22 protein-coding genes are annotated in these 24,868 nt (G+C 66.1%); 7 read left to right on the top strand and 15 right to left on the bottom strand.

The window, feature by feature from the left end:
• Positions 1-129: 129 nt before the first annotated feature.
• Positions 130-1,188 carry a GGDEF domain-containing protein gene (locus tag Q0Q02_RS12180; protein ID WP_293809729.1) on the top strand — a complete coding sequence of 353 codons (1,059 nt, stop codon included), beginning with the start codon at positions 130-132 and terminating at the stop codon, positions 1,186-1,188.
• Here Q0Q02_RS12180 and Q0Q02_RS12175 read toward each other — a convergent pair.
• Both Q0Q02_RS12175 and Q0Q02_RS12170 read right to left on the bottom strand, forming a co-directional pair.
• Complete coding sequence (locus Q0Q02_RS12175; RefSeq protein WP_293809727.1) at positions 1,148-1,510, bottom strand: TfoX/Sxy family protein; 363 nt, start codon at positions 1,508-1,510, stop codon at positions 1,148-1,150. The genes Q0Q02_RS12180 and Q0Q02_RS12175 overlap by 41 nt on opposite strands.
• A 3-nt stretch (positions 1,511-1,513) precedes the next feature.
• Positions 1,514-1,903 carry an iron-sulfur cluster assembly accessory protein gene (locus Q0Q02_RS12170; RefSeq protein ID WP_293809725.1) on the bottom strand — a complete coding sequence of 130 codons (390 nt, stop codon included), beginning with the start codon at positions 1,901-1,903 and terminating at the stop codon, positions 1,514-1,516.
• A 231-nt stretch (positions 1,904-2,134) separates the two neighbouring features.
• Between Q0Q02_RS12170 and Q0Q02_RS12165 the strand changes: the two genes are divergently transcribed.
• Positions 2,135-3,202, top strand: coding sequence for a malate/lactate/ureidoglycolate dehydrogenase (locus Q0Q02_RS12165; protein WP_293809723.1), 1,068 nt, complete (start codon positions 2,135-2,137; stop codon positions 3,200-3,202).
• A gap of 19 nt (positions 3,203-3,221) precedes the next feature.
• Positions 3,222-3,578 carry an MmcQ/YjbR family DNA-binding protein gene (locus Q0Q02_RS12160; protein ID WP_293809721.1) on the top strand — a complete coding sequence of 119 codons (357 nt, stop codon included), beginning with the start codon at positions 3,222-3,224 and terminating at the stop codon, positions 3,576-3,578.
• Here the strand turns inward: Q0Q02_RS12160 and Q0Q02_RS12155 are convergent.
• The 8 genes from Q0Q02_RS12155 to Q0Q02_RS12120 form a co-directional block, all read right to left on the bottom strand.
• A complete protein-coding gene (locus Q0Q02_RS12155) occupies positions 3,573-4,460 on the bottom strand; it encodes a PhzF family phenazine biosynthesis protein (protein WP_293809719.1) in 888 nt (295 codons plus the stop codon). The two genes, Q0Q02_RS12160 and Q0Q02_RS12155, sit on opposite strands and share 6 nt — an antisense overlap.
• Positions 4,461-4,563: 103 nt before the next feature.
• On the bottom strand, positions 4,564-4,947 hold the full coding sequence (locus tag Q0Q02_RS12150; protein ID WP_293809717.1) for an SUF system Fe-S cluster assembly protein: 384 nt from the start codon (positions 4,945-4,947) through the stop codon (positions 4,564-4,566).
• A 15-nt stretch (positions 4,948-4,962) separates the two neighbouring features.
• On the bottom strand, positions 4,963-6,201 hold the full coding sequence (locus Q0Q02_RS12145; protein ID WP_293809715.1) for a cysteine desulfurase: 1,239 nt from the start codon (positions 6,199-6,201) through the stop codon (positions 4,963-4,965).
• A gap of 4 nt (positions 6,202-6,205) precedes the next feature.
• Positions 6,206-6,412, bottom strand: coding sequence for a 4-oxalocrotonate tautomerase family protein (locus Q0Q02_RS12140; protein WP_293809713.1), 207 nt, complete (start codon positions 6,410-6,412; stop codon positions 6,206-6,208).
• Entirely contained in the window at positions 6,412-7,761 is a 1,350-nt protein-coding gene (gene sufD / locus Q0Q02_RS12135) for a Fe-S cluster assembly protein SufD (RefSeq protein ID WP_293809711.1), read from the bottom strand. Before sufD ends, Q0Q02_RS12140 begins: the two co-directional genes overlap by 1 nt.
• Positions 7,761-8,513 carry a Fe-S cluster assembly ATPase SufC gene (sufC, locus tag Q0Q02_RS12130; RefSeq protein ID WP_293809709.1) on the bottom strand — a complete coding sequence of 251 codons (753 nt, stop codon included), beginning with the start codon at positions 8,511-8,513 and terminating at the stop codon, positions 7,761-7,763. Before sufC ends, sufD begins: the two co-directional genes overlap by 1 nt.
• A 148-nt stretch (positions 8,514-8,661) precedes the next feature.
• Entirely contained in the window at positions 8,662-10,134 is a 1,473-nt protein-coding gene (sufB, locus tag Q0Q02_RS12125; RefSeq protein ID WP_293809708.1) for a Fe-S cluster assembly protein SufB, read from the bottom strand.
• Between the two features lie 60 nt (positions 10,135-10,194).
• The gene (locus Q0Q02_RS12120; protein WP_293809810.1) at positions 10,195-11,400 is read right to left on the bottom strand and encodes a cysteine desulfurase family protein; all 1,206 of its coding nucleotides are present in this window, start codon (positions 11,398-11,400) and stop codon (positions 10,195-10,197) included.
• Between the two features lie 290 nt (positions 11,401-11,690).
• Between Q0Q02_RS12120 and Q0Q02_RS12115 the strand changes: the two genes are divergently transcribed.
• Entirely contained in the window at positions 11,691-12,362 is a 672-nt protein-coding gene (locus Q0Q02_RS12115) for an alpha/beta hydrolase (RefSeq protein ID WP_047577045.1), read from the top strand.
• A 144-nt stretch (positions 12,363-12,506) separates the two neighbouring features.
• Complete coding sequence (tyrS, locus tag Q0Q02_RS12110; protein ID WP_293809706.1) at positions 12,507-13,760, top strand: tyrosine--tRNA ligase; 1,254 nt, start codon at positions 12,507-12,509, stop codon at positions 13,758-13,760.
• Between the two features lie 216 nt (positions 13,761-13,976).
• Here the strand turns inward: tyrS and Q0Q02_RS12105 are convergent, their stop codons facing one another.
• Positions 13,977-17,366, bottom strand: coding sequence for a DUF3971 domain-containing protein (locus Q0Q02_RS12105; RefSeq protein ID WP_293809704.1), 3,390 nt, complete (start codon positions 17,364-17,366; stop codon positions 13,977-13,979).
• 280 nt (positions 17,367-17,646) lie between these two features.
• On the opposite strand from Q0Q02_RS12105, the gene Q0Q02_RS12100 reads away from it, so the two are divergent.
• Both Q0Q02_RS12100 and Q0Q02_RS12095 read left to right on the top strand, forming a co-directional pair.
• Complete coding sequence (locus Q0Q02_RS12100) at positions 17,647-18,111, top strand: peroxiredoxin (protein WP_293809702.1); 465 nt, start codon at positions 17,647-17,649, stop codon at positions 18,109-18,111.
• Between the two features lie 173 nt (positions 18,112-18,284).
• The gene (locus tag Q0Q02_RS12095) at positions 18,285-19,517 is read left to right on the top strand and encodes a peptidoglycan DD-metalloendopeptidase family protein (protein WP_293809700.1); all 1,233 of its coding nucleotides are present in this window, start codon (positions 18,285-18,287) and stop codon (positions 19,515-19,517) included.
• 73 nt (positions 19,518-19,590) lie between these two features.
• Here Q0Q02_RS12095 and prfB read toward each other — a convergent pair.
• The 4 genes from prfB to Q0Q02_RS12075 all read right to left on the bottom strand — a co-directional run bounded on the left by prfB (position 19,591) and on the right by Q0Q02_RS12075 (position 24,807).
• A protein-coding gene (gene prfB / locus Q0Q02_RS12090) for a peptide chain release factor 2 (RefSeq protein WP_293809698.1) occupies positions 19,591-20,719 on the bottom strand; the annotation gives its coding sequence in 2 pieces (ribosomal slippage) (positions 19,591-20,649 and positions 20,651-20,719; 1,128 coding nt in all).
• On the bottom strand, positions 20,648-20,824 hold the full coding sequence (locus Q0Q02_RS12085) for a hypothetical protein (RefSeq protein WP_293809814.1): 177 nt from the start codon (positions 20,822-20,824) through the stop codon (positions 20,648-20,650). Before Q0Q02_RS12085 ends, prfB begins: the two co-directional genes overlap by 72 nt.
• Positions 20,825-20,953: 129 nt before the next feature.
• A complete protein-coding gene (locus Q0Q02_RS12080) occupies positions 20,954-23,404 on the bottom strand; it encodes a penicillin-binding protein 1A (protein WP_293809696.1) in 2,451 nt (816 codons plus the stop codon).
• Between the two features lie 215 nt (positions 23,405-23,619).
• Positions 23,620-24,807 carry an N-acetylmuramoyl-L-alanine amidase gene (locus Q0Q02_RS12075; protein WP_293809695.1) on the bottom strand — a complete coding sequence of 396 codons (1,188 nt, stop codon included), beginning with the start codon at positions 24,805-24,807 and terminating at the stop codon, positions 23,620-23,622.
• Between the last annotated feature and the right edge of the window lie 61 nt (positions 24,808-24,868).

The following is a 24,868-nucleotide window of genomic DNA, read 5'->3' as shown; positions in this document are numbered from 1 at the left end:
GAGGGAAACCCTCGCGGCGGACGGGCGCATGCCGCCGTATATACGGACAGGATGTCCCGCTTCGATTGTGTCAATCGAAGCTGACGTGGCCAAAGGCCGCGAACCGGCTTCATACCGGATGGCGAAGGCATGGACGACCTGGTTTCGGTTCCCGCCCGCACTGATGATCTCGCCGAGCGCGTGGTCGCGGCGATGCGGGAGCATGGCTCGCCGAGTTATCCCCGCGCCTTCGAGGTCTGGTACGCTCATCTGAGCGGCGAGATGCCGGCCGTCAGCATCGCGATGAACGCCATCCTCACCGGCAGCGACGGCAAGGTCAGTGCCGCCGATATCGACAGCCTCTACGAACGCTTCATCAGTACCGAGCGCTTCTCGCGTCAGGCAGAGCGTACCAGCCTGCAGGTACTGAGCGAGATCGACGCGATGATGGGGTTGGTCGACAAGGCGCTCGGCTCCAGCGAGCTCTATCACGGTCGTCTCTGCGCCATGTCCGAGGATGTGCCGCCGGCGACCGACCGTCACAAGCTGCGCGAATGGGTCGAGGCGCTGGTGATGTCGACCCGCGAGGAAGTCACGCGCAAGGCGCAGCTCGAGGCGGAGTTGCGCAACAGCTCCAACGAGATCCGCAACCTGCGCGAAGCGCTGGAATCGACCCGCGCCGAGGCTCTCACCGACCCGCTGACCGGCCTCGCCAATCGTCGCCATTTCGAGGAGATGCTGCAGAAGTCGATCGATCAGGCGACGCTGCGCCGCGAGCCCTTCGCGCTGGTCATGGCCGATATCGATTTCTTCAAGCGCTTCAACGACGCCCATGGCCACCTGACGGGCGACCAGGTGCTGCGCCTCGTCGCGCGCACGATGAAGGACAAGTTCAAGGACAAGGCGATCATCACCCGCTTCGGCGGCGAGGAATTCGCCATCATCCTGCCGGAGGCCGACCTGATCGCCGGCAAGTTCGGCGCCGAGACGGTGCGTCAGGCCCTGCTCACCCGCGAGTTGGTCAAGCGTTCGACCAACGAGAATCTCGGCCGGATCACTATCTCACTCGGCGTCTCCAGCTATCGCCGCGGCGACACGGCCGGCTCGCTTGTCGACCGGGCCGATCAGGCCCTGATGCAGGCCAAGCGCGACGGCCGCAACCGCACCGTCACCGAGGATGTCGTGGAGACGGCGAGCCGCGTGGCCTGACCTTTCGCGCTGCGGCCCGCCCGCCGGCTTCCCGCGCCAGCGAGACCCATTCGGCGAGCGCCCCGATATTGCTTAGCGCGCTTTCGGGAAGGCTCCAGTAGCTCGTCTCGCGCGTGGCGCCGCGCATCGCAATCCGAAACGGCTCGCTGCCGGCCTCGGCATAGCGTGGGCGCGTGGCATCGTCGGTCTTCAGGTAAATGCGGTCGGCGATCGACAGGGCAAACATGCTGTCATCGTCGTAGACACCGATCCCGCCGAACATGCGGCGCGTGCGGATGGCGAGGACCGGCGCGAAGAAGGCTTCGAGCTCCTTCGCCTTCACGGCTCAAGGCGCCGTCAGCGCGCTTTCGCTGCGCGGCTTGATCTCGACGGATTCGCCGCAGCCGCAGGCCGAGACCTGATTGGGGTTGTTGAAGACGAAGGTCGAGGAAAACCGGTCCGTCTTGAAGTCGAGTTCGGTGCCGAGCAGGAACAGCACGGCCTTGGCATCGACGACCACCGTCGCGTCCTTGTCGGTCACGATCTCGTCGCCCTTGCTGACCGCGCACGCGATCTCGAAGGTGTATTCCATGCCGGCGCAGCCGCCCTTCTTGACGCCGACGCGAAGGCCGATCGCCGGAGCATCCCCGCCCGAGGATTGCGCCATGATCTCGCGGATGCGGGCCGCCGCGGCATTGGTCAGCGAAATGACCTTGAGGCCCGGTATCGAAAACATCTGTTTCCCTCCTCGACCGGGTTCAAGGCCCGGTGAAGCAAGATTGTTCCTGCCAACATAGGGATCGACAGGGCTTTCGTCGAGATGGCGCCCGCACGCCATGCGCCCGCTATCCGCCCCCTGCCCGCCCAGCGCATTGCGGAACGGGCCGGCTCATGCACTCTGGCGGCTGAGATCCGCGAGACCCCAAGACCTCTCCCAACAAGACCTCTCCCAACCGGCAGGAAACCCATGGCGCATCGTCTGCATCGCCCCGAATCGCTGCATGCCCTCGTCCGCGACATGGTCGTGAAGGCCGGCTGGACGGAAGCGGAGGCGCAGGAGACCGCCGACCATCTCGTCCTCGCCAATCTCAGCGGCCATGACAGCCACGGCGTCGGCATGCTGCCGCTCTATTTCCAGTCGCTGGCCGACGGCAATCTCAGCCCGGCGTCGCAGCCGCAGACGCGCGTCGATGCCGCGCCCTTCCTGATCATCGACGGCAAGATCGCCCTCGGCCAACCCAACGCGCGCAATGCCGTCGACCGGGCCGTCACCATGGCGCAGACGGGTGGCGTCGCCATCGTCAACCTGCTCGATTCCCATCATATCGGCCGCATCGGCCATTATGCCGAGGTTGCAGCAGCGGCCGGGCTGATCTCGTTCTTCTGGGTCAATGTCGCCGGCCGCCCGCCGATCGTCGCGCCCTACGCCGCCAAGGAAGCCCGCTTCGGCACCAATCCCCATGCGATCGGCATCCCCGTGCCCGGCGGCGATCCGCTGATCCTCGATTTCGCCACCAGCCGCATGGCCCATGGCAAGGCGCGCGTCGCGCTCAACAAGGGCGAGCAGGTGCCGCCTGGCTACATCATCGACGGCGAGGGCCGCCCGACCACCGACCCGGCCCATGTCTTCGCCAGCCCCGACCATCCGCTCGGCGCGCTGCTGCCCTTCGGCGACCACAAGGGCGCCGGCCTCTCGCTGATTGCCGAACTGCTCTCGGCCGGGTTGATGGGCGCGGCGCGCATCGACCAGAAGCCGCAGAAGACCTGGGTCATCAACTCGCTCTTCGGCGTCATCATCGACCCGGCCCGGCTGGAGCCGGACGCTGAACTGCGTCGCAACCGCACCGAAAGCTATCTCGCCTTCGTGCGCGCGGCGAAGCCGATGGACCCCGCCAACCCGGTGCTGGCGCCCGGCGACAAGGAGCGCAAGGTCAGGCTCGAACGGCAGGCCGCCGGCATCCCGCTCGACGACGAGACATGGTCGCAGATCGTGGCCGCCGCCAGACAGCACGGCCTCGACGCCGAGAGCTACTGAGCCAGGAGTTGCCGACGCGATGTCGCCCGAAGCCTACAACGCCTTCTGCGCCTCGCTGCCTGCCACCAGCCATGTCGTGCAATGGGGCGGCGCCGATGTCTGGAAGGTCGGCGGCAAGGTCTTCGCCATTGGCCGGCAGCAGGATGACGGCGAGATGGCCGTCTCCTTCAAGTGCTCGCCGATGGGTTTCGACATCCTGAGCGAGCAGCCGGGCCTCAGGCCCGCGCCCTATCTCGCCTCGCGCGGCATGAAATGGATCCAGTGGCTTACCGGCGAAAGCATGCCGGACGATGCCTTGCGGGATTACCTTGCCGAGAGCCACCGCCTCGCCGCCGCCGGGCTGACGAAGCGGGCTCGGGCAGAACTGGGCCTATAGCAGCGCCTCTCCCCGGAACATCGGTACGCAGCCGCCGCCGACCCGCGAGCGGAACCCATCCGCGACGCGACGGGACGTGACGTTCAGCCGGCTCGGCCGCCCCATCTCGACGCCCTGCGTGATGCTGTAGGCAGCCTCGTCGCCGCCATCGAGCGACAGGAGCAATGCACCGAGCGTGGCGCTGGCGCTGCCGGTGGCGGGGTCTTCCCAGGTCCCGGCCAACGGCGCGAACATCCGCGCCCGGATCGCGTTGCCGTCGCGGGCATAGAGGAACAGCGACAAGCGTCCCTGCAATTCCGGATTCTGGCCTTCGAGCTTGCGGAAGGCGGCGATATCGGGCGTTGCACCGGCAAGCGCGGCCGGCGCAACCTGCGCGAGCACGAATTTCACGCCGAGCGAAGCCTGGACCGGCGTGTGGCCGCTGGTGACGATGTCGGAGGCCGAAACACCCGCGCAGGCGGCGATACCCTCGACCGGCAATTCGATGCCCAGCGACAGCGCCTGCGGCGCGGCGATGACGGCGCCCGTGACGGCGCCGGCCGCATCGCGCTCGACTGCAATCTCGACCAGCCCTGCCATCTGCTCGAAGCGCAGCACGCCGTTGCGATCGCGGCCGTGGCGCGCCAGCACGCAGGCCGTGCCGACATTGGGGTGGCCGGCGAAGGGCATTTCGGCTGTACGATGGAAGATACGCACGCGCGCATCGTTGGCCGGGTCGTCCGGCGGCAGGACGAAGGTCGTCTCGCTATAGTTCATCTCCGCCGCAAGCGACTGCATCTGCGCGTCCGAGAGCCCGCGTGCATCGGTAAAGACCGCGAGCTGGTTGCCGCCGAAGGGGCGGTCGGTGAAGACGTCGACGGTTTCGTAGGGAAAGCTGGCCATGGCGGGCTCCGGGAACGGATGACGCGCCTATTCCTGCCAGCTGCGCGATCTCAGCACCAATGAAGCGATGAGATGCGATTCATCAACGCGACCGGTCTCGCGCTCACCACATGTCGAGCGCGACGCGGGCCTCGTCGGACATGCGCGACTGGTCCCAGGGCGGATCGAAGGTCATGTTGACGGTGACGCCGGCGACGCCCGGCACGGCGCCGACCGCATTCTCGACCCAGCCCGGCATCTCGCCGGCGACCGGGCACCCCGGCGCGGTCAGCGTCATGTCGATCGTGATCTGCCGGTCATCGGCAATGTCGACGCGGTAGATCAGGCCGAGCTCGTAGATATCCGAGGGAATCTCGGGGTCGTAGACCGTCTTCAGGGCGGCCACGATATCGTCCGTCAGCCGGTCGATCTCCTCCGGCGGCAGCGCGGTGCCCTTGCCCATGGCGGGGGCGTTCGGCTTCAGGTCTTCAGCGACGCTGTCGGTCATCTCTTCAAATCCCGGTCAGGCGAACAGGCTCTCGGCCTTCCGCAGGGCGTCGACCAGCTTGTCCACTTCTTCGAGCGTGTTGTAGAGCCCGAAGGAGGCGCGGCAGGTCGATGTCACCCCATATCGTGCCAAAAGCGGCATGGCGCAATGGGTGCCCGCCCTGACTGCGACACCGGCGCGGTCGATCACGGTCGCGACGTCATGGGCATGGGCGCCCTTCATCTCGAAGGCGACGATCGCGCCCTTCTCGCGCGCCTTGCCGAAGATGCGGATCGAGTTCATCTCGCCGAGCCGCTCCATGGCATAGGCGCCGAGCTTGGCCTCATGGGCCGCGATGTTCTCGCGGCCGAGCGCCATCATGTAGTCGAGCGCGGCGCCCAGGCCCACCGCCTCGACGATGGCCGGCGTGCCGGACTCGAAGCGATGCGGCGGATCGTTATAGGTCACGCTGTCTTCGCTGACGGTGACGATCATCTCGCCGCCGCCTTCGTAGGGCGGCAGCTTGTCGAGCCATTCCTTCTTGCCCCAGAGGATGCCGGAGCCGGTCGGTCCATAGGTCTTGTGGCCGGTGAAGGCGTAGAAATCGCAGCCTAGAGCCTGCACGTCCACCGGCAGGTGGACAGCGCCCTGGCTGCCGTCGACGACAAGCGGAATGCCGTAGGAGCGGCAGATCGCGGCAACCTCGGCAATCGGGATGATCGTGCCGATCGCGTTCGACATCTGCGTCAGCGACACCACCTTGGTGCGCGGCGAGATCAGCTTCTCGAATTCCTCGACAAGGAAATTGCCGTCCTCGTCGACCGGGGCCCATTTGATCACGGCGCCATGGCGCTCGCGCCAGTAGTGCCAGGGCACGATGTTGGAATGGTGCTCCAGGATCGAGAGAATGATCTCGTCGCCTTCCTGGATCTTCAGGTGGCGCCCGAGCGACGAGGCCACGGTGTTGAGCGCGCCGGTGGAGGAGCGCGTGAACACGATCTCCTCCAGATGCGCGGCGTTCAGGAAGCGGCGCGCACTTTCGCGAGCCGCTTCATAGGCTTCCGTTGAAGCGTTGGCGAGATAGTGCAGGCCGCGATGGACATTGGCGTAGTCCTCCCGCATCAGCCGCGTCATCGCCTCGATCACCGCTTCCGGCTTCTGGGCCGAGGCGGCGTTGTCGAGATAGACCAGCGGCTTGCCGTAAACTTCCCTGCTCAGGATCGGGAAATCCTTGCGGATCGCCGACACGTCATAGGGATTCGCCAGCGCGTTCATCGGTTCAGGCCTTTCCGGAAGCCGGAGCCTTGTCGGCGACCAGTTCGCCGCCATGGCCCCAATCCTCGCGCTCGATCTCCTGGATCACGATATGGGTGTTCTGCGGGTTCTTGCCGAGCACCTTGACCAGCGTCTCCGTGAATTCCTTCACGATCTGCGCCTTCTGCTGGCGCGACGCGCCCTTGGTGATCTGGAGATTGATATAGGGCATCAGACGGTGCTCACCTCGGAAGCGGCCTCGCGGGCCTTCAGCCAGGCCTCGACCTCGGCCATGACCAGATCGCGTACGTTCTCGTCGCCGACGAACTCGACCGCCTCGCCGGCGAAGGCCTGCAGAACCAGCGCCTCGGCCTGCGGCCGCGGCAGGCCGCGCGCCATCAGGTAGAAGAGCTGCTCGCCGTCGATCTGCGCGACCGTCGCGCCATGGCCGCAGACGACGTCGTCGGCGAAGATCTCAAGCTCGGGCTTGTTATACATCGAGGCGCCGTCGTTCAGCAGCAGCGCGTTGCTCTTCATGCTGCCATCGGTCTTCTGCGCGTATTTGCGCACGATGACCTTGCCCTGGAAGACGCCGGTGGCCTCGCCGCCCGCAATCGTCTTGAACAGCTCGCGGCTGGTGCCGTGCGGCACCTCGTGGTCGACGATCAGCGTGACGTCGGAATGCTGCGCCTTGTTGATCAGGTTGACGCCGCGCAGGCCGATCTCGCTATGCTCGCCGGCATAGCGGATGAAATGCTGCTGGCGCACCGTGCCGGCATTGGCGACCAGCGCGAAGGAATCGAACTTCGCGTGCGCGCCGACCGTCGCGAGCAGGCTCTGCACCTCGACCGTCGCCGCCTGCTGGCGGGTGACGATGCGGACATGCTGGATCTCGCTCTCGTCGCCGGTCTCGAAGACGATCGCGCCGTTGATCTGCTGCGCGGCATGGCCGGCCGCCTCACTGACCTCGACGATCGTGCCCTTGACGCCCTTGCCGGCAAGCACGACCGAGCGATGGAACACCGCACGCTCTTCCTCGCCCGAAGCGAGCGCAACGATCACGATCCGCTGCTCCAGCTCGACGCCGTCGGCGATTTCGATAAACACGCCGTCGCGCATCAGCGCGGTGTTGAGCGCGAGGCCCATATCGTCATCGCCGACCGAGGGGCCGGCCAGGATACGGGTCAGATCCTCGCGCGGCGAAACCAGCGCTTCGGCGAGCGACTGCACCGAGACGCCCTCGGGGATCGCGTCGAGCGTGGAGAGCTCCGGCGCGAAGGCGCCGTCGACCAGCACGAGGCGCAGGCCGTCGAGCTTCAGCGCGGCAAGGCGCGCCTTGACCGCCGCAGTGACGGCAGCGCGGCCAGCGAGCGGGCGCGCCTCGCGCAGCAGCGTGCGCAGGTCGGTATAGCGCCAGGATTCAAGCCGGCGATGCGGCAGGCCCTTGGCCTCGAAGCCGGCGAAGGCGTCCTCGCGCAGCTTGCGCACGGCCGGGCCGCCGGGCAGCTCCGCCTTGCTGTCAGCGAACTGCTGGATCAGCGTCTGCTCGGCCGCCGTCTTCAGCGGGGTGACGATGGCCATCAGGCGGCCTCCCCATAGGAAGCGTAGCCCGACTTCTCGAGCTCCAGCGCCAGCTCCTTGCCGCCGGTCCTCACGATCTTGCCCTGCGACATGACGTGGACGGTGTCCGGCACGATATGGTCGAGCAGGCGCTGATAGTGGGTGATAACGAGGAAGCCGCGGTTCTTGTCACGGAGCGCGTTGACGCCCTCGGCGACGATGCGCAGCGCGTCGATATCGAGGCCGGAATCGGTCTCGTCGAGGATGCACATGGACGGCGAAAGCAGAGCCATCTGAAGGATTTCCATGCGCTTCTTCTCACCGCCGGAGAAGCCGACATTGAGCGGACGGCGCAGCATGTCCTTGGCGATGCCGAGCTTGTCGGCGGCGGCATTGACCTGCTTGATGAAGTCCGGCGTCAGCAATTCGTCCTGCCCGCGCGCCTTGCGCTGCGCGTTCATCGCCGCCTTCAGGAAGGTCATGGTGGCGACGCCGGGGATCTCCAGCGGGTACTGGAAGGCGAGGAAGATGCCGGCGGCGGCGCGGGCATCGGCCTCCATCTCCAGCACGTTCTCGCCATTGAGCAGGATCTCGCCGTCGAGGACCTCATAGTCCTCCTTGCCGGCGATGACGTAAGACAGGGTCGACTTGCCGGAGCCGTTCGGCCCCATGATCGCGGCGACCTCGCCATCGTTCACGGTGAGGTTCAGGCCGTTCAGGATCTGCTTGTCCTCGTCGGCGATCTTGACGACCAGATTGCGAATTTCGAGCATCGTTTCGTTCCTGTGTCATCCCGTGCGCGATGCAGCGCGAAGCGGTGCGCCGCAGACCCGGGATCGTTTTGTCCAGTGGTTATTCCGATGACGGTCCCGCATCTGCGCCGCAGCACTCCGTGCCGCAGCGCGTGCGGGAAGACCGCCCTTATCCAACCGAGCCTTCGAGCGAGATCGTGATCAGCTTCTGTGCCTCGACGGCGAATTCCATCGGGAGCTGCTGCAGCACCTCCTTGACGAAGCCGTTGACGATCAGCGCCACCGCCTCCTCCTCGGAGAGGCCGCGCTGCTGGCAGTAGAAGAGCTGGTCCTCGCCGATCTTCGAGGTCGTGGCCTCATGCTCGAAGATCGCGGTCGCGGTCTTGGCCTCGATATACGGGATCGTGTGCGCGCCGCACTGGTCGCCGATCAGCAGCGAGTCGCAGTTGGTGAAGTTGCGCGCGCCCGTCGCCTTGCGATGGGCCGAAACCATGCCGCGATAGGTCGAGTCCGACTTCCCGGCCGCGATGCCCTTGGCGATGATCTTCGAGGTCGTGTTCTTGCCGAGATGCAGCATCTTGGTACCGCTATCGACCTGCTGCATGCCGTTCGACACCGCGATCGAGTAGAACTCGCCGCGCGAGCCGTCGCCGCGCAGAATGCAGGACGGGTACTTCCAGGTGATCGCCGAGCCGGTCTCGACCTGCGTCCACGAGATCTTCGAGTTCTTGCCGCGGCAATCGCCGCGCTTGGTCACGAAGTTGTAGATGCCGCCCTTGCCCTCGGCGTCGCCGGGGAACCAGTTCTGCACGGTCGAGTACTTGATCTCGGCATCGTCAAGCGCGATCAGCTCGACCACCGCGGCGTGGAGCTGGTTCTCGTCGCGCTTCGGCGCCGTGCAGCCTTCGAGATAGCTGACATAGGCGCCCTCATCGGCGATGATCAGCGTGCGCTCGAACTGGCCCGTATTCTGCTCGTTGATGCGGAAATAGGTCGACAGCTCCATCGGGCAGCGCACGCCCTTCGGGATGTAGACGAAGGAGCCGTCGGTGAAGACCGCGCTGTTCAGCGTCGCGAAATAGTTGTCCGTCACCGGAACGACCGTCGCGAGGTACTTCTTGACGAGCTCGGGATGTTCCTGGATCGCTTCCGAGATCGAGCAGAAGATCACGCCGGCCTGCGCCAGCTCCTTCTTGAAGGTCGTGACCACCGAGACGGAGTCGAACACGGCATCGACCGCGACGCGGTTCTCCGGGGCAACGCCGGCCAGGATTTCCTGCTCGCGCAGCGGGATGCCGAGCTTCTTGTAGGTATCCAGGATCGCCGGATCGACCTCGTCGAGCGACTTCGGCGAGGCGCCCTTCTTCGGCGCGGCGTAGTAGTAGAGGTCCTGGTAGTCGATCGGCGGATAATTCACGCGCGACCAGGTCGGCTCGGTCATGGTCTTCCAGCGGCGGAAGGCGTCGAGCCGCCATTCCAGCATCCATTCCGGCTCGTTCTTGCGGGCCGAGATGTAGCGCACTGTGTCTTCAGTCAGCCCCTTGGCTGGCTTCTCGACCTCGACCTCGGTGACGAAGCCGTATTTGTACTCGGTCACGTCGATGGACTTGACCTGATCGATGGTCTCCTGGACCGCTGCCATGTTCAGTCTCCAGTCGCGGGTTCAAGGCCCGCCGGTTCAGTCTTCATATTGCGGAACGCGTCAGGCGGCAGCCCGGGCGCTCCGATTGGTATCCGCAGCCACGAGCTTTGCGTAGGCTGCGAGAAAGAGATCGATATCCGCCTCGCAGGTGGTCCATCCGAGCGAAGCCCGCAAGGCCCCAGCGCTCATGGCGGGGTCGATTTTCATCGCATCGAGCACATGCGAGCGCTTGACCTTGCCCGAGGAGCAGGCCGAGCCGGAGGACAACGCCGCGCCGGCGAGATCGAGCTTGATCAGCACGGTCTCGGCCTTGAGGCCGGGCGTCGCGAAGGCACTGGTATTGGGCAGGCGCGGGGCTGACCGGGCGAAGATCGCCGTCTCCGGCGACAGCGCTGCAAGCCCTGCCTCCAGACGGTCACGCAGGCCGGAAAGCCACGCAGCTTCGTCAGCGAGAACCTTGCCCGCGAGCTCAGCCGCCGCGCCGAAGCCGATGATTCCCGGCAGGTTTTCGGTTCCGGCGCGCCAGCCGCGCTCCTGCCCGCCGCCGCGCATCGGCTTGTCGGCGAGTTCGAGCGCGCCCGTCCGGAAGACGATGGCGCCGATGCCTTTCGGCCCGCCGATCTTGTGCGCCGAGAGGGTCAGCACGTCGGCGCCAACAGCCATGATGTCGATGGCGATCTTGCCGGCCGCCTGCACGGCATCGCTATGCAGCAGGCTGTCATGGCGATGTACGATCCCGGCCGCCTCGGCGATCGGCTGAATCACGCCGGTCTCGTTATTGGCGAGATGGATCGAGACGAGCGCACGGGCGCCGGGGTTCTCGGCGACGAAACGCGCCAGCCGCTCGTCAAGCCAGGCGAGGTCGACGATGCCATTGCCGTCGACCGGGATCGCTTCGACCCCGCCTGCCGGGAAACGATGCCCGTCACGCACGCAGGCATGCTCGGTTGCGCTATGAAGCAGAAGCGTCGCGGGCGTCCGCACGCAGTCGCGCCCGCCATCGCAATCCATCAGGCCAGGCGAGAGCACGGCGACATTCGCTTCCGTGCCGCCACTGGTGAAGACGACGTTCGAAGCCTTGGCGCCGACGAGCCTCGCGACCTGCTCGCGTGCCCGCTCCATGGCGGCGCGCGCCGCCCGTCCCTCGCCATGGACGGAGGACGGATTGCCGGGCAGCGTCAGCGCATGCACGACCGCGTCCACCACCTCCGGCCGCACCGGGGTTGTGGCATTATGGTCGAGATAGGCGCGTCCCGCCGTCACGATCCTGCCTGCTCCATCCTTGTCATTGCCATCAGTCGATACGAAAAGCTTGAAATCGCACCTGTGCGCCGTGCTATAGCCGCCCATCCGAACCAGCCGGAACGGTCGAAACGCTATTCGCTCTCGCGAGCTAACGTTTTGTTCTCGACTTGTTCATGGCTGTTAGAACTATTCTAAGCGCTCTTCATCTAGGGCGCGCATGGTGGCGCCGTCAAGGGTGGCCGGGTTTCGAGCAGGCATGCGCCCGCTTTCTGCCCGCCCGCGCCGGCACTGCCGCAAGAAGCGGTGAGACGATGCCAGAGGTTATCTTCAACGGGCCCGCAGGCCGGATCGAGGGTCGCTACCAGCCCGCGAAGAAGCGGGGTGCGCCGCTCGCGATCATCCTGCACCCGCACCCGCAATTCGGCGGGACGATGAACAACCAGATCGTCTACAACCTGTTCTACACCTTCGTGAACCGGGGCTTCTCGGCGCTGCGCTTCAATTTCCGTGGCGTCGGCCGCAGCCAGGGCCATTTCGACCATGGCGCGGGCGAGCTTTCGGACGCCGCCGCGGCGCTCGACTGGATGCAGGCGCTCAATCCCGAGGCCAAGAGCTGCTGGATCTCCGGCGTCTCCTTCGGCGCCTGGATCGGCATGCAATTGCTGATGCGCCGCCCGGAGATCGAGGGCTTCCTCTCGATCGCCGCGATGGCGAACCGCTACGATTTCTCGTTCCTGGCGCCCTGCCCGTCCTCCGGCCTGTTCGTCCATGGCTCGGAAGATCGCGTCGCTCCGGTCAAGGAAGTCATGGCGGTGATCGAGAAGGTGAAGACCCAGAAGGGCATCCAGATCGAGCATACGGTCGTGGACGGCGCCAACCACTTCTTCGACGGCAAGGTCGATGTACTGATGAGCCAAGTCGGAGCCTATCTCGACGCCAAGGTTGGCCCCGAGATCCTCAAGACCGAGCAGGAACAGGCCTGAGCCTGCCCGGCCGAATGATAACTGCGTCATGCTCGCCCCTGTGGCGAGCATCCATGTATTGAACCCCGCCCTGCGGGAGAAGACGTGGATGGTCGGGACAAGCCCGACCATGACGGCAAAACCGAAAAGTCGTCGAGTCTTGCCATGACCACCTACAAGTCCGATTTCCTGCGCGTGCTCGACGAGCGCGGCCTCATCCATCAGGTCTCCGACGCGGAAGGCCTCGATGCTCTGTGCCTTCAGGGAACCCAGACGGCCTATGTCGGCTATGATGCGACGGCGACCAGCATTCATATCGGCAACCTGATCTCGCTGACGATGCTCTACTGGTTCCAGGAGACCGGCCACCGCCCGATCACGCTGATGGGCGGCGGCACCTCCATGGTGGGCGACCCGTCCTTCCGCGACGACCAGCGCAAGCTGCTCACGGTCGAGGAGATCGCGACCAATATCGAGAGCATCAAGCGGGTCTTCGGCCGCATCCTGCGCTATGGCGACGGGCCGACCGACGCGATGATGGCCAACAACGCCGACTGGCTCTTGAAGCTGAACTATGTCGAGTTCCTGCGCGATGTCGGCCGGCATTTCTCGGTCAACCGCATGCTCTCCTTCGATTCGGTGAAGCTCAGGCTCGACCGCGAGCAGTCGCTGTCCTTCCTCGAATTCAACTACATGATCATGCAGGGCTACGACTTCACGGAACTCAACCGCCGCTATGGCTGCCGCCTGCAGATGGGCGGTTCCGACCAGTGGGGCAACATCATCAACGGCGTCGACCTCTCGCACCGGATGGGCGGCCCGCAGCTCTACTGCCTGACGACGCCGCTGCTCACGACCTCCTCCGGCGCCAAGATGGGCAAGACCGCCAATGGCGCCGTCTGGCTCAATGCCGACGTCTTCAGCCCCTATGATTTCTGGCAGTATTTCCGCAACACCGAGGACGCCGATGTCGGCCGTTTCCTCAAGGTGTTCACGCGCCTGCCCATGGACGAGATCGCCCGGCTCGCTGCGCTCGGCGGCGCCGAATTGAACGAGGCGAAGAAGATTCTCGCCACCGAGATCACCGCGATCGTCCACGGCCGCGAGGCGGCCGAGGCCGCCGCCGAAACCGCACGCAAAACCTTCGAGGAAGGCGGGCTCGCGGCTGACCTGCCGAGCGTCGCGATCGCGCGGGCCGAGATCGAGCCGGGCATCGGCGTGCTCACCGCCTTCGTCAAAGCAGGGCTGGTGCCCTCGACAGGCGAGGCCCGCCGCCAGGTCAAGGCCGGGGGCTTGCGCGTCAACGACGTCGTCGTGGCCGACGAGCGCGCCTCGCTCGGCCTCGGCGACCTCACGTCGGAAGGCGTGATCAAGCTCTCCTTCGGCAAGAAGAAGCACATCCTGCTGCGCCCGGAGTAAGGGCGCGGCAGCGACAGCGCAACCACTCTATAGAGCACGTGCTATAGGGCGCGTGTCATCCCGCACGCGCTGCGGCATGCAATGCCGCTGCGCAGATGCGGGACCGTTCCCAGAAAAAGGCGCCCTCTCGTCGCACGGTCCCGTGTCTGCGGCGCATCGCTGCGCGCCGCACCGCGCACGGGATGACAGGCGCCCTCAACAACGCACCACCAGGTCTCAGCGTGGCTGCGCCTGCCGGGGCTGCACCGGCTTCTGCGCCGGCGCGCCGCCGAGCGGATCGACGAAGCGGCGCAGGATGCCGGGCGCCAGCGCCGAGAGCGGGTTGATCGACATGGTCGGTGCGCTGGCTGCGCCCGAAATCCGGAAATTCATCGCGAACAGCCCGCCATACTGGCTGCCGCCGCCGAGCAGCGCACCGACCACCGGCACCTGCGCGAAGGCATTATTGAAGGCGTAGCCCGGCACGAAGGTGCCGCCGATATCGACGCGGTCACGGCCGTAATCGACATGGCCCTGCAGGGTGAAGCCGACTTGCTGGCCCCAGATCACCATGTCGGAAACGTCGAGCCGGCTGGCAGAGCGGGTGAACTCCGCCTTGAGCTTGGTGAAGGCGACTTCGGTCACGTCGATCCGCGGCTCCGCCACGTTGTCGCCGACAAGGGCGCTCGACGACTGCGCGCCCACGACGCGACGCAGCGCAGGCTCGTCCCGGACCGTGAAATTGCGGAACAGCAGATCGCCGCTCTGGCTCTCGCCCGGCCCCAGCGTCAGCATGAGATCGCCGCCATAGGCCTTGTTGTAGAGATCGAGGAAGCGCAGCAGCGATCCGCCATTGTCCGACTGCACGACGAGCTGCCCGCCCTCGCCCTGGCGGCCCTGCCGGGCCGAGACATCCGCCTTGCCGATCCGCCCCTGGAAATTGGCGGAGCGGATATCGCCGCCACGCTTCGCGAATTTCAGCGTTCCGCTGGTGATGGCCTCATTGTTGAAGCCAGTCAGGATCGGCACGTCGAGATCGACATCGTAATCGCCGCCCTTGGCACCGGACTTGTCGCCCTTGCCTCCCGATCCCGGGCTTTGCAGGTCCTTGATGAAGGGGCGCAGATCGGCGACCGCGCCACGCACGACGAGCTTAACGACGTTGCCATCCCGCTTCGCATCGATCTTCAGATTGTCGCCGGGCGACAGGCGGAACTGCGAGAAGCTCGCGGCATCCAGTCCGTTCTGCTTGTTCAGCTCGATGCGCCCCTTGATCAGGGCCGAGCCGGCCTCGAGCGAGAAATCCTCGAGGTCGGGTCCGTCCGCATCCAGGACATAGGTGAAGCTGACCTTGCCCGGTCGCCCTGCCGGCTTGGTCAATCCGGGAACGACGCCATCGAGCGCAACCTTGGTAAGGTCGATCTCGACGCGAGGCGGCAGTTCGGGGGTCTTGCCGAGCGGCTTCGTCACCTTCACGGGCAATGTCCCGGAAATTCCGGTATCGGCGCCGAAACCGCGCCGTTGCCGGGCGGCGGCGTCGAGTGCGAGCTGCAATGTCGCCTCGCCCTGGCCCTTGCCGTTTTGCTTGAGCTCGACCTGCGCCTTGTCGCCGCCGACCCGCGCATCGCCGCGCAGCGACAACCCGTTGCGATCGACATTGACGGTGAAGCTGCTGGCATCGAGCTTCTCCGTGCCCAGAAGCGTGTCGGAGGCGACATTCGCGAGCGTGCCGGTCCCTGTCACCGCAATCTCGTCCGGCTTGAGGTCGTCAGCCAGCGGCAAGGTGATGCCGACCTTCAGATCGCTCGTGCCCTTGATCGCCACCGGGTCGATCCTGCCGGGGCTAAAGTCCTTCAGAGCCGGAAACGCGAACAGCGTCGCCAGGGCGTCCATCGAACCCACAGAACGGAAGCCGATGCGGGCCTGTGCGCGATGCTGATGATATTCGGGCATGGCGAAGCTGCCCTCGCTCAGCTGAAGCTGGCGCCCGCCGCCGAGCTCGGCTGTCGCCTTGCCGATGGCGAGCTGAACGGTGCGGCCGCCGACCCGACCGGACACAGTCGCATCGACCAGAGGCGGCAGGCCGGGATCGGGTAGATAACGAACCCGATCGGCATCGATCATCACCGACAGCGAGGAATCGGGCATGCCCTCGCCCTTGAGCAGGCGGGCATGATCCTCCGGCGCCAGGTCGAGATCGACCGACAAGGACTTGATGCGCCCTGCGGCGAGCTGCCGCCGCAGCGTGCCATGCACCTCCGGCGAGGTAAAACCCGGCCAGATCGCGAGCAGCGCGCGCGGGTCGGAATTGGTAGCCTTGATCGCGAAACGCTGCAGCGGAGAACTGCTCACCCGCTGGACGAAGGCCGTCATGTCGACCGAAGCGGCCGGCCCCCGCAGTGAAACCGCATCGACCGTCACGGCATTGTTGGCAGGATCGAGCTTCAGCGCGGCCTTCAGGCTGTCGATCTGGACCGGCGGGTCGTTGTCGAGCCCCGCGAGCTGGCCGTTGGCATCGAGCGCGATGCGCCAGCCGCCATTGTCCTCGCGCAGCGAGCCCGTCGCGGAAAACCGCGTCTCGCCGGCCTTGATCTCGCCGCGCACGATGTTGAGCTCCGACAGGTCGGCACCGCTGGCCAGCTCGACATCCGCCGAATCCACAACGAAGGACGAGATCGGGCTCTCCGGAAAACGCAGCGCGCCGGACCGGACACCGACCCGCGCCGTGATCGACTTCTTGCCGTCCGGCGACTGCCTGAGGGTTGCGCGGCCTTGCAGCGGCAGGCCTTCGACCAGGACGCCGGACGTTCCGAAGGCGAGCGCGACGGCTTCCGCAGGCTCGAAGCGCTGGATGTCGATATCGGCGCGCTGTGTTCCGTCGGCCTCCGTCGACAGGTCGACCGAGAGCTCCTTCCAGCGCTGGCCGGTCCGCCCCTTCATCGTCATCCGCGTGCCGCGTTCGGCGATGCGGGTCAGCTTGATCTCGACATCTTCCAGCCCGGCCTTCTGGCGCCCCTCCGGATCGACCAGCGACAGCCGTGCGCCGTTGATGCCGGCCTCCTCGAGAGAGCCGAGAAGGCCGTCGCCCCGCGCCAGCGTCGAGATCGCGCTCATGATGCCGGTGAAGGCGTTCCACTGCGCGGCATCCGGCACGGTCGGCTGAGGCGGTGTCTCGGCTGGCGCCGAATCCGCGTTGATCACGAGCGCGCCGTCCTTGCTGACGCCGAGACGGACATTGACGCCGCGCAGATCGACCGAGACGAGCTTGATGTCGCCCTTGAGCAGCGCCATCGGCGCATAGCCGAGAACGGCTTCGGGCGCCCGGATCACGGCGCCGCTGCTATGCTGGAACGAGACCTGCCGGACCCTGAGCTGGGAATGCCCGTCGATGCGGCCGAGCTCGGCCGAGGCCGCCGTGACCTTCCAGTCCGGTCCGAGCCGTTCCTCGATCGCGGCTGTGATGCGTCCTTCGAAGCCCGAAAGCGGAATAATGCCCGTGACCAGCAGCGTCGCCGCCGCACCGGCCAGCACCAGCACGGCGACCGTGACCGCGACGCAGATCGTGGCGAGCCCCGCCTTGGCGCGCCGCTTTACGATCTCGACATCGCAGGCCTCGCTCGCGGGCAAGACATTTCCTTGCCCCGCAGCCGCAGCCTTTGCTTCCTGGTCCGACAAGATCCGCGTGGTCCTTTTCTGCGCCTGTGTCGGTTTGCGCGAGGGTGCGCCCGATCGCCCCTTGCCGCAATCCCGGAAGGGAGCATGCATGTCGATGTGGTCAGGCGAAGCGATTCGGCAATCCGGAAACGGGAAGCGTCCGGCGTTTCGTCGATCCTTGCCGTGAGCCGGCTCGCCATGCCGGATCGCGGGCTCCATGCAGTGAGATCACGACGAAAGGAAGGCAGCGGCCATGGCATTGCAGGAAGGCGACCCGGCCCCGGACTTCACGCTGCCGCGCGACGGCGACGGCGAGATCAGCCTCGGCGCGCTGCGTGGCCGCAAGGTCGTGCTCTATGCCTACCCCAAGGACAACACCCCGGCCTGCACCGAGGAGGCGATCGCCTTCAACCGGCTGCGCCAGGAATTCGCCGCCTGCGGCACCGAAATCATTGGCGTTTCGCCGGATTCGGCGAAGAAGCACGTCAATTTCAAACGCAAATACGAACTCGACTTCCCGCTCATGGCAGACGAGTCGCAAGCCCTGGCGAACGCCTACGGCATCTGGGTCGAGAAGAGCCTTTACGGTCGCACCTATATGGGCGTCGAGCGCTCGACCTTCCTGATCGATGCCGAAGGGCGCCTCGCCCGCATCTGGCGCAAGGTGAAGGTCGCCGGCCACGCCGAGGAAGTCCTCGCGGCGGCGCAGGCGCTCTGACGTCTTGAAGCATTGCGCAGGCGTTGCGCGGGGCGAAATTTGCGAAAGATTAACCCTAACAATGTCTGATGACGGTATCGGCAGCGTTATTACCGGTTCCGCGTATGCATCCTCAGTCTCAGCCCGCCCCCGCCCTCCCCACCCTCGGTCTCGTCTCCCACAGGACCTATACGGTGCGCCGCTCCACCATGCTCGCGGGGCTCGCCTGGCTGGCTCTGAGCACGGCCTGCAGCGGTGGTGCCGGCTGGTACATCCTCAGCCGCGACGACCTCGCCGCCAGGCTGATCGCCCGCGAGACGACGCGCCAATACGCCTATGAGGATCGGATCTCCGCGTTGCGGGCCGATATCGACCGCTACGCCAGCCGTGCCCTTCTGGACCAGGACGGCGTCGAATCGCGGGTCGACGAACTCGCCAGCCGACAGGCCGAACTTGAGTCGCGCCAGTCCCTGGTCGCGGCGCTCACCGATACCATGCAATCGAATGGCCTGATGTCGGCCGCAAAGCTGCCGCTACGCTCGCAGGTCATCAAACCCGGCGAACCGATCCGCGCCTCCGGCGTGACCAGCTTCGCGCCGATCCTGCCGAACAAGCCGACGCCGGCGCCGGAGACACCTTCGCTGCGCGGCGCCGATGGCGGCGGCTGGCAGTCCGGCGAGACGCCGCCCGAACCGCCGGCCAAGCGGGTCGATGCCGCGCTGACCAAGCTCGACGGCGCCATGACCCGGACGTCCGACGCCCAGCTTGCGGCGCTGAAGGACATGGACGAGACCCTCGCTGCGACCCAGAAGCGCCTGCGCAGCGCGCTCGCCGAAACCGGGCTCGACGCCGAGCGTCTCGCCGCTCCGGCAACCTCCGCCGGCGGCATGGGCGGCCCCTTCGTACCGGTGAAGCTCGACTCGTCGGATGGTGCCTTCGCCGCGACCCTCAATGCCCTCCAGCCACGCATGACCTCGGTCATTCGCCTGCGCGGCGTGATCGACCAGTTGCCGCTGGCCCGGCCGATGGCCGGAGACCACGACTTCACCTCGAATTTCGGTTACCGCACCGACCCGTTCACCCGCGGCCTCGCCATGCATACCGGCGTCGATTTCCGGGCCGAGACCGGCTCCCCGATCGTGGCGACCGCGCCGGGCAAGGTCGTGGCGGCCGAGTACAATGGCGGCTACGGCAATATGGTCGAGGTCGAGCATGCCAACGGCCTGAGCACCCGCTACGCCCATATGTCGGCGATCTCGGTGACGACCGGGCAGATGGTGAAGGCCGGCACGGTGGTCGGTCGCGTCGGCTCGACCGGCCGCTCGACCGGCCCGCACCTGCATTACGAAACCCGCATCAACGACGAGCCGGTCGATCCGACCCGCTTCCTGCGCGCCGGCGGCAAATTGCTCGCGAACGCGCTCTGAGATAGCCTCCGAAACGAAGAAGGCCGCGCTTCGGGCGCGGCCTTCTTGTTTGCAGTTCGGCTTGGGGCCAAAACTAGTCGATATCCTCGACCTCGACCGTCGTGCCGTAGACGCGCTGAGCCAGCGACGCCTCCATGAAGGGGTCGAGAGCGCCGTCGAGCACCTCGGACGGCGCCGTCGAGCTCACGCCCGTGCGCAGGTCCTTCACCAGCTGGTAGGGCTGCAGCACATAGGAGCGGATCTGGTGGCCCCAGCCGATATCGGTCTTGGAGGCCTGCTCGGCATTGGCCTTTTCCTCACGCTTCTTCAGCTCGACCTCATAGAGGCGGGCGCGCAGCATGTCCCAGGCCTTGGCCCGGTTCTTGTGCTGGGAGCGCTCCTGCTGGCAGGCCACCGCGATGCCGGACGGGATATGCGTGATGCGCACCGCCGAATCCGTCGTGTTGATGTGCTGCCCACCGGCTCCTTGAGCGCGGTAGGTGTCGATCCGGCAATCCGATTCCTTGACGTCGATGACGATGCGGTCGTCGACGACGGGATAGACCCAGATTGAAGCAAACGAGGTCTGCCGCCTGGCATTCGAATCGAAGGGCGAGATGCGCACCAGCCGGTGCACGCCCGATTCGGTCTTCAGCCAGCCATAGGCGTTATGGCCCTTGAACTGCAGCGTCGCCGACTTGATGCCGGCCGTATCGCCATCCTGGTATTCGAGCGTCTCGACCTTGAACTTCCGCCGCTCGCCCCAGCGCCGATACATGCGCAACAGCATCTCGGCCCAGTCCTGGCTCTCGGTGCCGCCGGCCCCGGGATGGATTTCGACATAGGTGTCGAGCATGTCGGCTTCGCCCGAGAGCAAGGTCTCGACCTGCAGCCTGGCAGCTTCGTCCTGGACGGCCTTGATCGCCTGCTCGCCCTCGGTGACGGTGGCGTCGTCGCCTTCCATCTCGCCGAGCTCGATCAGCGTCAGCGCGTCGTCGAGCTCGCGCTCGAGCTTGGTGATGCCCTCGATCTGGGTTTCCAGCGAGGTGCGCTCGCGCATCAGCTTCTGCGCGGCTTCGGCATCGTTCCAGAAATCGGGTCCCTCGGAGAGGGCGTTGAGTTCCGCTAGGCGGCGCTGGGCTTGATCCCAGTCAAAGATGCCTCCTCAGCAGTCCGATCGACTGCTTGGCGTTATCGAGCTGCGTCTGGATTTCGGGGCGCATGATGCGGGCAGAACTTTCCTTGATGGGATTCGATCCGGCAAGCCGGACGATGCTGTTCAGATAGGGGGGAAAGCCGCTGCTGTAAACGACAAGCGGCACGACCACCGTCATTCTCGGGCGAAGCGAAGCGCAGACCCGAGTTTCTCCTGACCAGGAGTCACTGGTTTCCGAGATGCTCGGGTCAAGCCCGAGCATGACGCGCGCGGGTCCGAGACCCTCAGTAGAGCAAGAACCTCAGTAGAGCCCGCCGGTACCGGAACCGACGGCGCGGCCGCCGCCGCCCGGGCCGACATTGAGCGGCGCGCTGCCGTCGCCGGCGGCACCGATCACCGAATAGCTGTCAGGCGGCGCCGTGCCCGGCTTGAAGGCCTCGAGGATGCCGCCCTCGCCGCCGGCGCGCATGCCGGTGCGGGGATCGACACGGATCAGCTTGATGCCGGCCGGCACGCGGAACGGCGTCGCCGGCTTCTCCTTGAGCGCAACGGTCATGAAGTCGCGGAAGATCGGCGCGGCATACTGGCCGGCGGTCGCCGAGGTGCCGAGCGATTTCGGCTTGTCGAAGCCCATATAGACGCCGACGGCGAGATCCGGCGAGAAGCCGACAAACCAGACGTCCTTGGCGTCGTTGGTCGTTCCGGTCTTGCCGGCAAGCGGCTTGCCGACGGACTTCACCACGGTCGCCGTACCCGCGTTGACCACGCTTTCGAGGATCGAGACCATCTGATAGGCAGTCAGCGGGTCGAGCACCTGCTCGCGATTGTCGATCAGGCGCGGCTCCTGCTGGTTCGCCCATTTCTCGGCGTTGCAGCCCTCGCAGACGCGCTGGTCGTGCCGGAAGATGGTCGAGCCAGTGCGGTCCTGGATGCGGTCGATCAGGGTCGGGCGGATGCGCTTGCCGCCATTGACCAGCATCGAGTAGCCGGCGGTCATCCGCATCACGGTCGTCTCGCCGGCACCGAGCGACATCGACAGCACCGGCTGAAGGTCGTCATAGACGCCGAAGCGGCGGGCATACTCGGCGATCAGCGGCATGCCGACATCCTTGGCGAGCCGCACCGTCATCAGGTTCTTCGAGAACTGGATGCCGTAGCGCAGCGTACGCGGACCGGTCGACTTGCCGTCATAGTTCTCCGGCCGCCACATGCCGAGCCCCGGCCCCTGGTCGACCTCGATCGGCGCGTCCAGAATGATGCTCGACGGGGTGTAGCCGTTATCCAGCGCGGTCGCGTAGACGAACGGCTTGAACGAGGAGCCGGGCTGGCGCAGCGCCTGCGTCGCGCGGTTGAACTCCGACTGGTCGTGGCTGAAGCCGCCGACCATCGCGAGTACGCGGCCTGAGAACGGATCCATCGCGACGATGGCGCCATTGACCTCGGGAAGCTGCCGCAGGCGCGCGAAGCCCGGCCGGCTGTCCATCGGCTCGACATAGACGATATCGCCGACCGACACGGCCTGCGAGACGCGGGCGCGGCGGGTCCATTTGATGCCGTCGGCCGCCAGCGTCAGAATCTGGCGCTCCTTGTTGAGATGGCCGGCATTGTCGCGCAGCGGGTGCAGGCCAAGCCTGGCGCTGTCGCCATTGACCTCGAGCACCACGGCGAGACGCCAGGGCGCGACGTCGCCCAGCACCGGCAGTTCGCCGACGACGGCGCCCCATTCCTTGCCGCCGATATCGAGCTTCTGGATCGCGCCGCGCCAACCACGCGCCTCGTCGAAACGCACGAGACCATCGACCAGCGCCTTGCGGGCCATCAGCTGAATCTTGGGATCGACCGTGGCGCGAACCGAGAGGCCGCCTTCAAGCAGCTTCTTCTCGCCATAGCGATCCTGCAATTCGCGGCGGATTTCCTCGGCGAAATAGCCGGCGGCGATCTGGTTCGGCGAGACCGTGCGCGGATTGACGCCGAGCGGCTGCTTCTTGGCGGCTTCGCCTTCCTCCCGCTTGACGTAACCGTTCTCGACCATGCGATCGATGACGTAGTTGCGGCGCTCGATCGCGCGGTCGCGATTGCGGAACGGATGGAGGTCGGTCGGCGCCTTCGGCAGCGCCGCAAGGTACGCGGCCTCCTGCAGGTTCAGCTCATGCACCGACTTGCCGAAATAGTTCAGCGCAGCGGCGGCGATGCCGTAGCTGCCCTGCCCCGGCGCCGGCGCGCCCAGATAGATCTCGTTCAGGTAGAGCTCGAGGATCTTGTCCTTCGAATAGGTCGATTCGAGCTTCAGCGCGACGAGCGCCTCGCGGATCTTGCGCTCGATCGACTGCTCGGGGCTCAGGAAGAAGTTCTTCGCAACCTGCTGGGTGATGGTCGAGGCGCCCTGCGGCCGGCGATTGGCGCCGCGGTTGCGGAAATTGGAGATCGCCGCGCGGACCAGGCCTTCCGGGTCGACGCCGACATGCTTGTAGAAATTCTTGTCCTCGGCCGAGATATAGGCATCGACGACGAGCTTCGGCACGGCCTGGATCGGCAGGTAGAGGCGCCGTTCGCGTGCATATTCGGCGATCAGGCTGCCGTCGCCCGCATGAACGCGGGTCATCACCGGCGGCTCGTAATTCCGCAGCTGGGCGTAATCGGGCAGATCGCGCGAGTAATGCCAGATCAGTCCGCCGGCGATGGCGGCGCCGACCACGAAAGCGATCGCGCCGGCGGCGAACAACCATCCGAAGATTCGCAGAATGAACCGCATCTCAGGCCCTGGACCCCGTAACTGCCACCCGGCGGGCGCCAAATCAGGGCGCTTCGCAAACCGTAGCTATAACATGACGGAGATGGCGGAACCGTGGCCTCGCGACCACATTACGCATCATCCGGCAGCCTTCGAAACGCTACGCGGGCACGACGCCGACGATTCGGCCGTTCCCCATCCCTGCCGCCATTGGCGACAGGACGCAACCGGAACCGCTAGTTCCGGCTCTCCGCCGCCTTGCCGACCGAGGCCCGCTCGCGGGCGAAATAATCCTCGATCGCGGCGGAGACGGCCGTCACGGCCTTGCCCCGCCATTCCGGCGAATTCAGCAATTCGGCGTCCTTGGGGCTCGACATGTAGCCGAGTTCGATCAGCACGGACGGCACGTCCGGCGCGCTCAGCACCCAGAATCGCGCCGAACGCAGCGGAATCTTGTGCATCTTGATCGAGCCGCCGAGCTTCTCGACGAGATTGCGCGCGAAGACCCCGGTAAAGGTCCGCGTTTCACGTCGGGCGAGATCCATCAGGATGCCCGCGACGTCTTGAACTTCCTCGCTGGTCTCAAGGCCGGCGATGGCATCCGCCTCGTTCTCCTTGGCCGCGAGCCGGGCGGCCTCGGCGTCAGTCGCGCGCTCCGAGCGGGTGTAGACGGTCGCGCCGCGCACCTCCTGCGCCTGGGTCAGCGAATCGGCATGGATCGAGATGAACAGGTCCGCCTGCTCGCCCCGCCCGACCTGCACGCGATCGCCGAGCGAGACGAAGCGGTCGTCGTCGCGGGTCATCACGATGCGATAGCGGCCATTGGCCTCGAGCTGCTCCTTGAGCGCCTTGCCGAAAGCGAGGACCACAGCCTTCTCGGCGATGGAGGCGACGGTGGCACCGGGATCGATGCCACCATGACCGGGATCGATCACGATCGTGCGACGCGCTTCACCGGCCGCCTTGGCCGAAGCCGGAGTCGGCATCGCCGGTCCGGGCTTGAGCACCTTGCCGGCCTCGGCCAGGAAATCCGCCCGCGCAGCCTTCTTCAATTCTATCGTCAGCTCGCCGAAACCGCCGCGCACCATCTTCACCTCCGCCTTGGCGATGGTCGCGGGCTGGGACAGGTCGATGATGATTCGGGCCTTGTCGGCCGTAAACAGGCCGTAGCGATAGCCGCTGACGAAGCCGGCGCTGCGCTTGGCCGAGGGCTGGATCTGGAAATTGGTCGAAGGCAGTTCGACGATGACCCGGTCCGGCGCGGCCTGCACCCAGGCGTCGACGGCAACCGACGAGGACAGCATCATCGAGAGGCGCACGGTCTCACCGCTTTGCTCGATGCGGGCGTCGGTCGCGACCGGGTATTCGCTCTGCGGCCGCGTTTCCGCTTTCGGCTGCGCCGAAGCCGACGAAAGGCCTGCCACGGGAGCGATCACCAGCGGGCAGGCGACGGCCAACGCGCACCGCAGCGCCCGGGATCGCCAC

Origin of the sequence: uncultured Allobosea sp., assembly GCF_945956895.1 — a bacterium.
GTDB lineage: Bacteria > Pseudomonadota > Alphaproteobacteria > Rhizobiales > Beijerinckiaceae > Allobosea.
The sequence above is the reverse complement of the archived record's forward strand: the minus strand, read 5'-3'. Positions and strand labels throughout refer to the sequence as shown.